This window comes from Rhodococcus rhodochrous, assembly GCF_014854695.1.
Lineage (GTDB): Bacteria > Actinomycetota > Actinomycetes > Mycobacteriales > Mycobacteriaceae > Rhodococcus.
In genome coordinates, this window is the sequence record NZ_CP027557.1 from 3,126,747 (window position 1) to 3,140,882 (window position 14,136).

Below are 14,136 nucleotides of genomic sequence, written 5' to 3' on the forward strand. Positions count from 1 at the left end.
GCGCGAATTCGGCACGGATTTTGCAGGATAATGACGAAATGGACGATTTCGAGTACGGAACTGCGCGATCGATCGATGAAATCGACCTGAGAATAATCAATGCGCTCCAGTGGTCCCCGCGTTCGACGTGGGATGCGCTGGCCGGGCCGCTCGGTCTCGATGCCGCCACGGTGGCCCGGCACTGGCGTCGCCTCGAACACGAACGTCTGGCGTGGACCACGATCACCCCGGGGCCGCGCATCCTCGCGCAGGTGACCACCGCACTGCTCGAGATCACCGTGGTGCCCGGCGCGAGGAGGTCGGTGACCGAGGTGATGACGGGGCGTCCGCACGCGGTGACCGTCGAGGTGCCGTCGGCGGGCGCCGACCTGCTCGTCACCGCCGCGACCGCGACCTACGAGCAGATGACCCGGTTGGTCGTCGACGACCTGGCACACCTGCCCGGTGTCGCGTCGATCCGCACCCACGTGGTCTCGGAGTGGTTCACCGAGGGCGGGGCGTGGCGACTGAACGCGCTCGGCCCCGGCGAGCGCGGTGAACTGGCCACGGGCTCGCGGCGGGTGGGTGAGCGGCGCGGACGCACGGCGATCTCCGCCACCGATCGCGCGATCCTGTCGGCGTTGGCGGTGGACGGCCGCACCCCGATGCGCACCCTGGCGGAGATCGCCGGGGCTGCCGCGGCCACGGTCAAACGCCGGGTCGAGGCGTTGCTGGCCGCCGACGTCGTCGGCCTACGATGCGAGTTCGCTCATCCCGCAGCAGGTTTCGCGGTGCTCGTCACGTTGTGGTGCACGGTGCCCGTGGAGCGGTTGACCGCCACCGGGCGGGTGGTGAGCCGGGAGCCGGAGGTGCGCAACTGTTTCGCCGTCGTCGGCGCCGCGAACCTCGTAGTGCAGGCGTGGTTGCACTCCCCCGCCGAGGTCCCGGACTTCGAGGCCCGACTGCTCGCGCGCTGCCCGGACCTGACCGTGCGGGACCGGGTGCTGGTGTTGCGCATTCACAAGCTCGCCGGGCACATCCTCGACCGCGCGGGCCGCAAGGTCACCACGGTCCCGCCCGACGTGTGGCTGCCGGGCGGGGACGCGGACGTCGTCTCAGGCGCGTAGCTCGGCACCGACCGCGGTGGCCGCGGCGGCGACCGCCGCCTCGCGGGCGGCGCTGGCCTCGTCCTCGGTGAGGGTGCGATCGGGAGCGCGGAAACGCAGCGCGAATGCGAGGGACTTGCGGTTCTCCCCCAGCTGGGCGCCCTGGTAGACGTCGAACAGGCGGATGTCCTCGAGCAGGTCGCCGCCACCCGAGCGCAGGGCGCTCTCGACGTCGGTGGCCGGCACGTCCGCGTCGACCACGACCGCGACGTCCTGCAGGACCGCCGGGAACGGCGAGACCACCGGCGCCGGAAGCGATTCCACGATCGGCAACGCGTCGAGGTCGAGTTCGAAGGCGCACGTGCGGGCGGGCAGGCCGGCCCGTTCGATCACCGCGGGGTGCAGTTCGCCGGCGTGGCCGACGACGACCCCGTCGACGAGCAGTTCGGCGCAGCGGCCGGGATGCCACGGCAGGTACTGGGCGGCGCGGCGCTCGAGGCGCACCCCGGCGGCACGTGCCACGGTCTCCACGGCGGCGAAGGCGTCGAAGGCATCGGCGGCGCGGCCCGTGCCCCACGGACCGGCCGGTTCACGCAACCCGGCGAGCACACCACCGACGTGGACGGGCTGCTTCGGCAGCGACCCTTCGAGCAGGGCGATCTCGTCGTCGGTGGGACGACGGTCGACCGGCAGCAGATCGACCGGCTTCGTCTCGGAGGTGGGCTGCACGACCTGCGCGATCGCGTAGAGCGACAGGTCGCGCTGTCCGCGCGAGACGTTGCGGCCGAGGATCTCGAGCAGACCCGGCAGCAGAGTGGTGGCCAGCTCCGGACGGTCGGACTCGAGGGGGTTGAGCACCTTGGTGGTCACCCGTCGCGGGTCGTCGGCGTCGAGCTTCCAGGTATCGAACACGCCGGCCGGCAGGAACACCGGGGCGAGCACCTCGACGTAACCGTCGTGGGCGAGGGCGCGGGAGACGGCGCGGCGACGCTTCTGCGTGGCCGTCAGACCACGGCCGGCGGGAGCGGTGGGCAGCACCGACGGGATCTGCTCGAGACCTTCGAGGCGCAGCACCTCCTCGACCAGATCGGCGGGCTGGCGCAGGTCGGGGCGCCAGGTCGGCGGGGTGACGACGAGCTGGCCGTGGCCGTCCTCGCCGACGCCGACCTCGACCGCGCACCCGATCTGTGTGAGGCGGCGGGCGGCGGTGCCGTTCGGGTAGCTCACCCCGGCCATGCGGTCGGGCAGGTCGATGTCCATGCGGATCGTCGGGCTCTCGGTGGGCACGACGATGTCGGTGAGGGTCGATTCCACCTGTCCACCGGCGATCTCGACGAGCAGGCTCGCGGCCCGGTCGAGCGCGGCGGGGGCCAGAGCCGGGTCGACGGTGCGCTCGAAGCGCTTGCCGGCCTCGCTGCTGAGCTTGTGCCGGCGGTTGCCGCGGAAGACGGCGAGCGGATCCCAGGTGGCGGCCTCGAGCAGCACGTCGGTGGTGCTGTCGCCGACCTCGGTGGTGGCGCCGCCCATGATGCCGGCGAGGGAGATCACTCCGGAGTCGTCGGTGATGACGACGTCCTCGGGATCGAGGTCGCGCTCGACACCGTCGAGGGTGGTGAGCTTCTCCCCTGCCCGGGCGCGCCGCACGACCAGCTCACCCTGCAGGGTGGCGGCGTCGAAGGCGTGCAGCGGCTGACCGAGTTCGAGCATGACGTAGTTGGTCACGTCGACCGCGGGCGAGATCGGGCGGACACCGGCGGTGTGCAGGCGGCGCTGCATCCACCACGGGGTGACGGCCTTCGGGTCGATGCCGGTGACGCGCCGCGCGGCGAACCGGGTGGCCTTCGTCTCGGGTTCGAGCCGGATCGGGTAGGCCTCGCCGGCGTCGGACGGCAGCGCCGGCACGGCCGCGGGATCGGCGAATTCGAGGTCGAAGCCGCACGCGAGTTCGCGGGTGAGTCCGCGGACGGAGAAGCAGTATCCGCGGTCGGGGGTGATGTTCAGTTCGATGACGGTGTCGCCGAGACCGAGCAGGTCGTTGGCGTCGGTGCCGGGTTCGGCGGTGCCGGGCTCGAGCACGAGGATGCCGGAGTGGTCCTTGCCGATGCCCAGCTCGGACAGCGAGCAGATCATGCCGTCGGAGACGTGCCCGTAGGTCTTGCGCGAGGCGATGGCGAAGTCGCCGGGGAGCACGGCGCCGGGCAGGGCGGCGACGATGAGGTCGCCCTCGGCGAAGTTGCGGGCACCGCACACGATGCCGCGCGGTTCGTCCTCACCGACGTCGACCTTGCAGAAGCGGATGGGCTTCTTGAACTCGGTGAGCTCGGTGATCTCCACGACCCGTCCGACGACGAGGTTGTCGATGCGGCCGAGGGTCTCGATGTCCTCGACCTCGAGTCCGACCCGGACGAATCCCGCGTCGAGTTCCTCGGCGGTGACGTTCCACTCCGGGGTGGCGCGCTGCAGGATCTCGGTCAGCCAGGACTGCGCTACTCGCACTTGTGCTCAGCTCTTTCGTTCGGTCGTCGGTCGGTGGAGTCGGTGTCGGGAGCGGGCTCTCAGCCCTGCACGCCGAACGGCAGGGTGAAGCGCACGTCGCCCTCGACGATGTCGCGCATGTCGGGGATGCCGTTGCGGAACTGCAGGGTGCGTTCGAGGCCCATACCGAACGCGAACCCGGTGTACACATCGGGGTCGATGCCCGAGGCCCGGAGCACATTGGGGTTGACCATGCCGCAGCCGCCCCACTCGACCCAGCCGGCGCCGCCCTTCTTGTTCGGGAACCACACGTCCACCTCGGCGGACGGTTCGGTGAACGGGAAGTAGTTCGGGCGCATCCGGGTGCGGGTCTCCGGACCGAACAGCGCCCGCGCGAACGCGTCGAGGGTGCCGCGCAGGTGCGCCATGGTCAGGCCCTTGTCGACGGCGAGACCCTCGACCTGCGAGAAGACCGGGGTGTGGGTGGCGTCGAGTTCGTCGGTGCGGAAGGTGCGGCCGGGGCACACGACGTAGATCGGGATGTCGCGGTGCAGCATGGTGCGGACCTGCACGGGCGAGGTGTGGGTGCGCAGCACCTGCCGCGAACCCTCCGGGGCGATGTGGAAGGTGTCCTGCATCGTGCGCGCCGGATGGTCGGGCAGGAAGTTCAGGGCGTCGAAGTTGAAGTGCTCGGTCTCGACCTCGGGGCCTTCGGCGACCTCCCAGCCCATCGCGACGAAGACATCGGCGATCTCGTCGGAGATGATCGAGATCGGGTGGCGGGCGCCGAGCGCGCGGCGGGTCGCGGGCAAGGTGACGTCGACGGCCTCGGCGACGAGGACCGCGGCGTCGCGTTCGGCCTGCAGCACCGCCTTGCGGTCGTCGAAGGCGGCCTGCACGGTGGTGCGGTGGGCGTTGACCCGCTTGCCGGCATCGGCGCGCTCGTTGCCGGGCAGCGAGCCGAGGGCGCGCTTGGCGAGGGAGATGGGCGCCTTGTCGCCGAGGTGGTCGATCTTCGCCTGGGCGAGTTCGTCGAGGTCGGCCGCAGCGGCGAACGCGTCGATCGCGGACTTCTCGGCGGCGGTGAGCGCGTCCTCGGTCAGGGCGCTCGGATCGACTGCCGGCGGGGTGCCGCCCTCTTTCTTGGCCACGACCGGTGCATCTCCTTCTTCGGACGAACGGGTGATCTCGGTGGGTGCGGTCCGGACCGGAGGCCGCGGCGCACCGGGGAAATCCTATGTGATGGGCCGAGCGGCCCGATGTTGCACCCGCGCGCTCGCATACAGGCAGATCGAGGCGGCGGTGGCGAGGTTGAGCGATTCGGCGCGTCCGCGGATGGGAATGCGGACGCGATGGTCGGCGCGGGCGGCGACCTGCGGATCGAGTCCGTGGGCCTCGTTGCCGAACAGCCACGCGGTGGGCGCGGCGAGCAACTCGTCGGCGTCGTCGAGGTCGATCTCACCGTCGGCAGCCGTCGCGAGGATCTGCACGCCGGCCTCGGCGAGCGCGGCCAGCACCCGGTCGGTGTCGCGTTCGCGCGCGACCGGCAGGTGGAAGATGCTGCCGGCCGAGGAGCGCACGCACTTGCCGTTGTGCGGATCGACGCTGTCGCCGGCGAGGACCACGGCGTCGGCGCCGACGGCGTCGGAGACGCGGATGAGCGTGCCGGCGTTGCCGGGTTCGGCGACCGCGACGGGCACGGCGAGCAGCCGCGACCGCGGGGTCACCGCTTCGGCGAGCGGCACGTCGAGGGTGTCGCACACGGCGACGAGGCCGGGCGGGGTGACGGTGTCGGACAACCGGGCGGCGGCCCGCTCGGTGACGATCCCCACCCGCACACCCTTGTGGCGCGCTTCGTCGACAACCGTCGCGTACCGGCCCGCGGCCGCCTCGGTGACGAACAGTTCGTGCACGCGTGCAGCGGCGAGCGCCTCGGTGACGGAGTTCTCACCCTCGGCGAGGAACCGCCCGGTCTTGCGACGCTCGGCGGTCCGGAGCAGTTTCACAGCAGAAACGACCCGTGGTGTGCGCTCGGTGAGCGTGTCCACGGGTCGTTCCTGGATGTTGTCGTAGCTCAGGGCAGCACTCAGGCAGCCGGAGCGTTGACGTCGGCCGGCAGGGCAGCCTTGGCGACGGCCACGAGGCCGGCGAAGGCCTCGGCGTCGGAGACGGCGAGCTCGGCGAGGATCTTGCGGTCCACCTCGACACCCGCGGCCTTCAGGCCCTGGATGAAGCGGTTGTAGGTGATGTCGTTGGCGCGGGCAGCAGCGTTGATGCGGCTGATCCACAGCTTGCGGAAATCACCCTTGCGGGCGCGACGGTCGCGGTAGGCGTAGGTCAGCGAGTGAAGCTGCTGCTCCTTGGCCTTGCGGTACAGGCGCGAGCGCTGTCCGCGGTAGCCCTTCGAGGCCTCGAGAATCGAACGACGCTTCTTCTGGGCGTTGACGGCCCTCTTCACGCGTGCCACTGGTTATGTGTCCTGTCAGAGTTCGGGGGACGAACGAGGTGTCCCCGGATGGATCGGTCGGAGAGGCTCAGAGCCCGAGCATGCGCTTGACGCGCGGAGCGTCGGCATCGGCGACGACGGCCTTGCCGTCGAGGCGACGCGTCACCCGCGAGGACTTGTGCTCGAGCAGGTGGCGGCGACCCGCCTTCTGGCGCAGGACCTTTCCGCTACCGGACACCTTGAATCGCTTCGCGGTGCCGCTGTGGGTCTTCGACTTGGGCATGGAGTCCTCAGTTCTTGTCGTGTGCGTACATCGGTGCTCACGGACAGCACCGGATGTGCTGCCTGAGCGGGCTAGTTGCTGCTCTGGGCGTCGCCCGTCTCGGGAGCCGGCGCGGACTCCGTGGACGGGGCTGCGGAGGCTGCCGGGCGCGGGGCGGACTTCGCCGGTGCGGCCTGCGCGGCTTCCTGAGCCTTCGCGCGGGTCTTCGCACCCTTGTGCGGGGCCAGCACCATCGTCATGTTCCGGCCGTCCTGCTTCGGACTGGTCTCGATGAAACCGAGTTCGGCCACATCGGCGCCGAGGCGCTGCAGCAACCGGAATCCGAGTTCGGGGCGCGACTGCTCGCGGCCGCGGAACATGATCGTGACCTTGACCTTCGAACCGGCTTCGAGGAAGCGCACGACGTTGCGCTTCTTGGTCTCGTAGTCGTGGTCGTCGATCTTCGGACGGAGCTTCTGCTCCTTGATCACGGTCTGCTGCTGGTTCTTGCGCGATTCGCGCGCCTTCTGCGCGGCTTCGTACTTGAACTTGCCGTAGTCCATGATCTTGCAGACCGGCGGCCGGGCGTCGGGTGCCACCTCGACGAGGTCGAGGTCGGCTTCGATTGCCAGGCGGAGGGCATCTTCAACACGCACGATTCCGACCTGTTCACCGCCGGGTCCGACGAGTCGGACTTCGGGAACTCGGATGCGTTCGTTGATGCGGGTCTCAGCGCTGATGGGGCCTCCTAGGTAGAGCGGTGTGGTCGGTCTGACCGCACCGCAGCACGTGGCCCTACTCCTCGACAAGAAGACCCCGCTGTGGCGCCGAGGCTCCACGCGGGGTCCGATACCGACCGGTCGACGGCCAACCGGCTCGCGCCGGGTGATCCGCACCGCCCGATGAAGGGCGGACGTCCGGGGCTTCCGCACCCGGAGGACCGGACCCCTGAGCTGCATCGATGTGCCGCCAGAGGTGGGAGTCGGACTCCACTTTGCTGCCCACGGAGGATCACCGCGGGCGGTCGTGGGATCAAGTCTAACAAAAAGCCACGTCGACGACGAATCGGCGCGTCGGTGCCCCACCCGCGCGGTCGGCGACGAGCGGCGCGACCCTATGCTCGACGCTATGACGGATGCTCCCGAGACCCCCGATCAGGACGCTGCGGCAGAGGATGTGCGCGAGCTCGCCGACATCCCGGCCGTCGAGGTGATCAGCCGCGCAGCCGTGATGCTCATGAGTTCGGCTGCCGAGAAGCTCGGTCTCGCCGATGAGGATCCCGACAGCAGCGCACGACGCGACCTCGACGAGGCCCGCCGCGTGATCACGGCCCTCGCCGGCCTGATCACCTCGTCGGTGGAATATCTCGGTCCGCACGCCGGTCCGCTGCGTGAAGGACTGCAGGCGCTGCAGCGTGCCTTCCGCGAGGCGTCGGCCGTGCCCGACGAGCCCGGCAAGGGCCCGGGCGAGAAGTACACAGGCCCGGTCTACTGAGCCGAACCGGCACTTTTCGCCTGCGTCACGATCCACGGCCCAAGTTCACGATCGACGCGACCGAGCCGCCCACCGCTGAGGTGGGCGGCTCGACTCGTCAGCTCGCGGCGGCCACCTTCTTCTTGGTGGCCTTCGCCTTCGCCGCCGTCTTCGTGGCGGCCGTCTTCGTGGCAGCCTTCGTGGTCGCCTTGGTCGTCTTCGCCGCGCGCTTGCGTGCCGGCGCCGGGGTGGGCGCGGTGGTCCGTCCATCGAGGATCTCCGCGAGGAAGCGTCCGGTGTAGCTCTCCTCCACCGTGACCACCTCTTCCGGAGTGCCCTCCGCGACCACCGTGCCGCCCCCGGAACCGCCCTCGGGACCCATGTCGATGATCCAGTCGGCGGTCTTGATGACGTCGAGGTTGTGCTCGATGACGATCACGGTGTTGCCCTTGTCGACCAGACCGTTGATGACCCCGAGCAGCTTGCGGATGTCCTCGAAGTGCAGACCCGTGGTGGGCTCGTCGAGGATGTACGCGGTGCGCCCGTTGGAGCGCTTCTGCAGCTCTGCGGCGAGCTTGACGCGCTGTGCCTCACCACCGGACAGGGTCGTCGCCGGCTGGCCCAGGCGGACATAACCGAGACCGACCTCCACCAGCGTGTTGAGGTAGCGATGGATGGAAGTGACCGGCTTGAAGAACTCCGCGGCCTCCTCGATCGACATGTCGAGCACCTCGGCGATGGTCTTGCCCTTGTAGTGCACCTCGAGCGTCTCGCGGTTGTAGCGGGCGCCGTGGCACACCTCGCACGGCACGTACACGTCGGGCAGGAAGTTCATCTCGATCTTCAGCGTGCCGTCGCCCGAGCACGCCTCGCAGCGGCCGCCCTTGACGTTGAAGGAGAACCGGCCCGGCTGGTAGCCGCGCACCTTCGCCTCGGTGGTGGACGCGAACAGACTGCGGATCTTGTCGAACACACCCGTGTAGGTGGCCGGGTTCGACCGCGGGGTGCGGCCGATCGGCGACTGGTCGACCTGGACGAGCTTGTCGAGCTGGTCGAGTCCGTTGATGCGGGTGTGCCGTCCGGGGACCTGCCGTGCGCCGTTGAGCTTGTTGGCCATCACGGTGGCGAGGATGTCGTTGACGAGCGTCGACTTCCCGGAGCCCGAGACACCGGTGATGCAGGTGAGAACGCCGAGCGGGAACGACACGTCGATCTCGCGCAGGTTGTTCTCGCGGGCGCCGAGGACGGTGACCTGCCGGCCCTTGTCGATCGGCCGCCGGAGCGCGGGGATCTCGATCTCCTCGCGTCCGGACAGATAGGCACCGGTGAGCGATTCGGGGTTGTCGAGCAGTTCCTTGTAGGTGCCGCTGTGGACGACCTTCCCGCCGTGCTCGCCCGCGCGCGGTCCGATGTCGACGACCCAGTCGGAGGCGCGGACGGTGTCCTCGTCGTGCTCGACGACGATGAGCGTGTTGCCGAGATCGCGCAGTCGCGTGAGGGTGTCGATGAGGCGACGGTTGTCGCGCTGGTGCAGACCGATGGACGGTTCGTCGAGCACGTACAGCACGCCGACGAGACCGGAACCGATCTGCGTGGCGAGACGGATGCGCTGGGCCTCACCACCGGAGAGGGTGCCCGCGGCGCGCGAGAGGGTGAGGTAGTCGAGTCCGACGTCGAGCAGGAAGCCGAGCCGGGCCTGGATCTCCTTGAGGACCTGCCCGGCGATCGCGGCCTCGCGCGCGCCGAGGACGAGGCTGTCGAGGAAGCGTGCGCACTCGGCGATCGACAAGTCGCTCACCTCGGCGATGGACATCGCTCCGAAGTCGCCCGCGCTGACCGTCACGGCCAGGATCTCGGGACGAAGGCGGGCACCGGCGCAGGCCGGGCACGGGATTTCCCGCATGTAGCCCTCGTAGCGTTCCTTGGCCTGCTCGGACTCGGACTGCTCGAGGCGGCGGTGCAGGAACGGCATGACGCCCTCGAACTCGGCGTAGTACGAGCGGACGCGGCCGTAGCGGTTCTTGTAGCGCACGTGCACCTGCTCGGTGCTGCCTTCCAGCACGGCCTTGCGCACCTTGGCGGGCAGTTTCCGCCACGGGGTGTCGATGTCGAATTCGAGGGCGTCGGCCAGGCCGGACAGCAGTCGGCCGAAATATTCGGCGCTCTGACCCATCGACCACGGCGCGATCGCGCCGTCGGCCAGGCTCAGATCCGGGTCGGGCACGACGAGATCGGGATCGACCTCCTTGCGCACGCCGAGACCCGCGCACTCGGGGCACGCGCCGTAGGGGGAGTTGAAGGAGAACGACCGAGGCTCGAGTTCGTCGATGGACAGCGGGTGCGCGTTCGGGCACGCCAGGTTCTCGGAGAACCGGCGTTCGCGGTCGGGGGCGTCCTCCTCGCGATCGACGAAGTCGAGCACGACGACACCCTCGGCGAGCCGCAGCGCGGTCTCGATGGAGTCGGTGAGGCGCTGCTGGGCGCTGGGCTTGACGGCGAGGCGGTCGACGACGACCTCGATGTCGTGCTTCTCCTGCTTCTTCAGCTTCGGTGGATCGGACAGGGGGTGGACGACCCCGTCGACGCGCACGCGGGAGTAGCCCTGGATGGTCAGCTGTTCGAAGAGGTCGACGAACTCGCCCTTGCGGGTGCGCACGACGGGCGCGAGGACCTGGAATCGGGCTCCGGCCTCCATCTCGAGCACCTGGTCGACGATCTGCTGCGGCGTCTGCCGGGAGATCTGCTCACCACAGACCGGGCAGTGCGGGGTGCCGGCCCGCGCGTAGAGCAGACGCAGGTAGTCGTAGACCTCGGTGATGGTGCCGACGGTGGACCGCGGGTTGCGGTTGGTGGACTTCTGGTCGATCGACACCGCGGGCGACAGGCCCTCGATGAAGTCGACGTCCGGCTTGTCCATCTGTCCGAGGAACTGGCGGGCGTAGGCCGACAACGACTCGACGTAGCGCCGCTGCCCCTCGGCGAAGATGGTGTCGAACGCGAGGCTCGACTTGCCCGAACCCGACAGTCCGGTGAAAACGATCAGACTGTCGCGCGGCAGGTCCAGGTCGACACCACGCAGGTTGTGTTCCCGGGCTCCACGCACGATCAGGCGGTCTGCCACGCCACATCCTTCCTGTAGACAAGGCCGGAGTTCGGCCCTCAGCCATGGTAGGCGCGGGTACCGACACGTTTCCGTGACGAACACTGCGCGCCCGGGGCTCACGCGCGTGCACGCGAAGGTAGGTTGGCTGCATGACGCAGCAGCCCGTGATCATCGAGGACACCTACTCCGGCGACGTCACTCCCGGCGGACCCGCGCAACGCCGAAGGATTCCCGGAGCGAGCATCGTCAAACTCGCCGTCGGCGAGATGAACAACAACACCTATCTCGTCACCGACGACGCCACCGGCAAGTCCGTCTTCATCGACGCCGCAAACGAACCCGACCGTCTCGTGCAGTTCCTCCGCGACAATGCGCAGCAGCTCGAACTGATCGTCACCACCCATCAGCACTGGGATCACTGGCAGGGCCTCGAGCGGGTCGCCGCCGAGACCGGTGTGCCGACCGCCGCGCACGAGCTCGACGCCGGTCCCCTGCCGGTGAAGCCCGATCGGATCCTGGCCGAGGGTGACACCGTGCAGATCGGTGAGCTGAATCTCGAGGTGATCCACCTCTCAGGGCACACTCCGGGGTCGGTTGCGCTGGTCCTCACGGAACAGGGCACGGGTCGCACGCACATCTTCACCGGCGACTCGCTGTTCCCCGGCGGGGTCGGCAAGACCCCGAACGACGACGCCTTCCGGTCGCTCCTCGGCGACGTGGAGTCCAAGATCTTCGACCGGTTCGACGACGAGACGATCTTCTACCCCGGACACGGCAAGGACTCGACCCTCGGAGCCGAGCGTCCGCATCTCGGCGAGTGGCGCGAGCGAGGTTGGTGACTGTTCTGCACGCGGCACACGTCGTTCGGTGGTCGGCAGGTGCCGTCCGATGACCGCCCCCTCACCCGAAGCAGTCTGGCACGGCAGTTCGGACCATTTCGTTGGCGACGGGCTCGTAACCGCGCACGCGCTGGCCGATGCCGCCCGTAAGGCGGATTGGTCGACCGTGTTCACTCCTCGACACCACCGCTTCGCACCTCGGGCCCAACCTGTGGCGACCCGGCGGTCGGTCGCGGTACACGCCGCTCCATCAAGCTGCCTGGCACAACGCTCCGTTGACGGTGATCTTCGTCCGGTCGCTGAGGCAACTCACTCGGGTGCGTGTTCCGCACTCGGGCCCGACTCACCGTTCTCTCCATCGACCTGCTCGGCGTCGTTCGAGCGCTCGCCCACCGTGTCCGCGAAGGCCGTTCCCGAGACCATCCCGTTCGTGCCCGGCACGACCGTGGTCGGTCGTGCTCCCGGCTCGTACATGCGGTCGATCTCCTCGGCCTTCTCCTTCGCCTGTCTCTTCTCTTCGTCGTCGAGCCGATCCCAGCGGGTCGGATCCTCCGCGTCGGTCATGTCCGGGCCCCCTTCCAGCGCGGCACCGACCCGAGGGGGCCGATGCGGTTGCGTCCGTTCCAGGGTGCGCCCCGTCGCGGAGTCCCGGAGGACGAACGGGGATCGGAGTTCGCCGGAATCCTCCTGTGCGCCACTGCCGCGAGTACGCTCGAAAACCGGACGAGCTCGCACGAGCACGGAGGCCTGACACTGTGGCGGATCTCGTACTGGGGCCGGTGCTTCGGCACATCGGCGACACGGACGCCACGATCTGGGTGGAGACGTCCGAGCCCTGCACGGTGCGCGTGCTCGGCAGTTCCGAACCCACATGGACGGTCGCGGGACACCACTACGCGCTCGTCACCGTCCGAGGCCTCGAACCCGGATCGGTGACGCCCTACGAGGTGGATCTCGACGGCCGGGTCGTGTGGCCGCCCGCCGGCGTTGCACCGCCCCTGATCAGGACCGCGGGAGACGACCCCGACGGCTTCGTGCTCGCCTTCGGATCGTGCCGGGTGGCGTCGGAGAGTGCGGAACCGACAGCCGTACTCGGGAAGGATGCCCTCGTCGCCTACGCGCAGCGTATGCGTTCCCTGCCGATCGACGAATGGCCCGACGCGCTGTTGCTGTTGGGAGATCAGGTCTACGCCGACGAGTTGTCGGAGGAGATGAAGCGACGGGTCGGTGAGCGTCACGATCTGGCGGAACCGCCCGGCGCCCAGGTACGCGACTTCGAGGAGTACACCTGGCTGTACAGCCGGTCGTGGTCCGAGGACAACGTCCGATGGCTGTTGTCGAACGTGCCGACCTCGATGATCTTCGACGATCACGACGTGCACGACGACTGGAACACCTCCTACTCGTGGCGCCGGGAGGTGGAGGCCTCCGCGTGGTGGGAGGAACGCATCGTCGGGGCGCTGGCGTCGTACTGGATCTATCAGCATCTCGGGAACCTCTCCCCCGCCGAACTGGACGAGGAGCCCCTCTACGATCGGGTGCGGAACTGCGCCGGGGACGCCGAACCGATCCTGCGTGCGTTCGCGTCCGGTGCCGACGAGGAAGCCGACGGCAGTCAAGGGGTGCGATGGTCGTACCGCCGCGATTTCGGACCGGTGCGTCTGTTGGTGATCGATTCGCGGTGCGGCCGGGTGCTCACCCCCGACCGGCGCGACATGGTGTCCGATCCGGAGTTCGACTGGATCGAGGAGCAGACCGACGGCAACTACGACCACCTGCTGATCGGCACGTCGCTGCCGTGGCTTCTCCCCCGCGCGATGCACGACCTCGAGGCGTGGGACGAGAAGCTTGCATCCGGTGCGCGCGGTGACCGATGGGCACGCTGGGCCGAGAAACTCCGCCGCGCCGCGGATCTCGAACACTGGTCGGCCTTCCGCGCCTCGTTCGAGCGACTCGCACGGCTGCTGCGGGACGTTGCCGCCGGAGATCGCGCCGGAACGTCCGGCCGTGCGCCCGCGACGATCTGCGTCCTCTCGGGCGACGTGCACCATGCGTACGCGGCCCGCGTCCGATTCGCGACGCCGACCGCCGGCGCGGTCTACCAGCTGACCTGTTCGCCCGTGCACAACCACGTCCCGGCAGCCGTCCGACTCGCCTTCCGCGCTGCGTGGAGCCGCGTGGCGGAGCGCGTCGTGCGACTGCTCCTCGGCCGGGTGACGGCCGTTCCCGAGGTGTCGTTCTCGTGGTCGAAGATGACAGGTCCGAGCTTCGGGAACCAGATCGCCACCCTGCGGACGCGAGGACGTGCCGCGCGCCTGACGATCGAGCGGAGCGTCGAGACCGCGTCGGGTCCGCATCTGTTCGAGACTGTCGCGGAAGTACCCCTGACTACCGAGGATCGGCCGCCTGAGGTCGCGTCCGCCCGCGCGGAGGAACAGCCGTCGAGGTGAGCG

The 14,136-nt window shown here is 69.2% G+C and carries 12 protein-coding genes; 4 read left to right on the forward strand and 8 right to left on the reverse strand.

Annotated features, from left to right (window positions below; all coding sequences use genetic code 11):
- Positions 1 to 38 precede the first annotated feature (38 nt).
- Positions 39 to 1,106, forward strand: a complete 1,068-nt coding sequence (locus C6Y44_RS14545; RefSeq protein WP_159418124.1) for an Lrp/AsnC family transcriptional regulator — start codon at positions 39 to 41, stop codon at positions 1,104 to 1,106.
- Here the strand turns inward: C6Y44_RS14545 and pheT are convergent.
- From pheT to infC, 6 genes are all read right to left on the reverse strand, one after another.
- Positions 1,095 to 3,581 carry a phenylalanine--tRNA ligase subunit beta gene (gene pheT, locus C6Y44_RS14550; RefSeq protein ID WP_159418123.1) on the reverse strand — a complete coding sequence of 829 codons (2,487 nt, stop codon included), beginning with the start codon at positions 3,579 to 3,581 and terminating at the stop codon, positions 1,095 to 1,097. The genes C6Y44_RS14545 and pheT overlap by 12 nt on opposite strands.
- A 59-nt stretch (positions 3,582 to 3,640) precedes the next feature.
- Positions 3,641 to 4,711, reverse strand: coding sequence for a phenylalanine--tRNA ligase subunit alpha (pheS, locus tag C6Y44_RS14555; protein WP_120283025.1), 1,071 nt, complete (start codon positions 4,709 to 4,711; stop codon positions 3,641 to 3,643).
- An 84-nt stretch (positions 4,712 to 4,795) separates the two neighbouring features.
- Positions 4,796 to 5,608, reverse strand: coding sequence for a TrmH family RNA methyltransferase (locus tag C6Y44_RS14560; RefSeq protein WP_120283027.1), 813 nt, complete (start codon positions 5,606 to 5,608; stop codon positions 4,796 to 4,798).
- Positions 5,609 to 5,646: 38 nt separating this feature from the next.
- A complete protein-coding gene (gene rplT / locus C6Y44_RS14565; RefSeq protein ID WP_006553977.1) occupies positions 5,647 to 6,027 on the reverse strand; it encodes a 50S ribosomal protein L20 in 381 nt (126 codons plus the stop codon).
- A 67-nt stretch (positions 6,028 to 6,094) separates the two neighbouring features.
- A complete protein-coding gene (rpmI, locus tag C6Y44_RS14570; protein ID WP_006553978.1) occupies positions 6,095 to 6,289 on the reverse strand; it encodes a 50S ribosomal protein L35 in 195 nt (64 codons plus the stop codon).
- Between the two features lie 71 nt (positions 6,290 to 6,360).
- A complete protein-coding gene (infC, locus tag C6Y44_RS14575) occupies positions 6,361 to 7,077 on the reverse strand; it encodes a translation initiation factor IF-3 (protein ID WP_120284347.1) in 717 nt (238 codons plus the stop codon).
- 319 nt (positions 7,078 to 7,396) lie between these two features.
- On the opposite strand from infC, the gene C6Y44_RS14580 reads away from it, so the two are divergent.
- Positions 7,397 to 7,762 carry a DUF1844 domain-containing protein gene (locus C6Y44_RS14580; protein WP_016692782.1) on the forward strand — a complete coding sequence of 122 codons (366 nt, stop codon included), beginning with the start codon at positions 7,397 to 7,399 and terminating at the stop codon, positions 7,760 to 7,762.
- A 97-nt stretch (positions 7,763 to 7,859) separates the two neighbouring features.
- Here C6Y44_RS14580 and uvrA read toward each other — a convergent pair whose 3' ends face one another.
- Positions 7,860 to 10,862, reverse strand: coding sequence for an excinuclease ABC subunit UvrA (gene uvrA / locus C6Y44_RS14585; protein WP_120283029.1), 3,003 nt, complete (start codon positions 10,860 to 10,862; stop codon positions 7,860 to 7,862).
- A 131-nt stretch (positions 10,863 to 10,993) separates the two neighbouring features.
- Here uvrA and C6Y44_RS14590 point away from each other — a divergent pair, with 131 nt between their 5' ends.
- Positions 10,994 to 11,683 carry an MBL fold metallo-hydrolase gene (locus C6Y44_RS14590; protein ID WP_120283031.1) on the forward strand — a complete coding sequence of 230 codons (690 nt, stop codon included), beginning with the start codon at positions 10,994 to 10,996 and terminating at the stop codon, positions 11,681 to 11,683.
- Positions 11,684 to 11,992: 309 nt separating this feature from the next.
- Here the strand turns inward: C6Y44_RS14590 and C6Y44_RS14595 are convergent, their stop codons facing one another.
- On the reverse strand, positions 11,993 to 12,247 hold the full coding sequence (locus C6Y44_RS14595) for a hypothetical protein (protein ID WP_120284349.1): 255 nt from the start codon (positions 12,245 to 12,247) through the stop codon (positions 11,993 to 11,995).
- 191 nt (positions 12,248 to 12,438) lie between these two features.
- Here C6Y44_RS14595 and C6Y44_RS14600 point away from each other — a divergent pair, with 191 nt between their 5' ends.
- Complete coding sequence (locus tag C6Y44_RS14600) at positions 12,439 to 14,133, forward strand: alkaline phosphatase D family protein (RefSeq protein WP_159418122.1); 1,695 nt, start codon at positions 12,439 to 12,441, stop codon at positions 14,131 to 14,133.
- Positions 14,134 to 14,136: the final 3 nt, after the last annotated feature.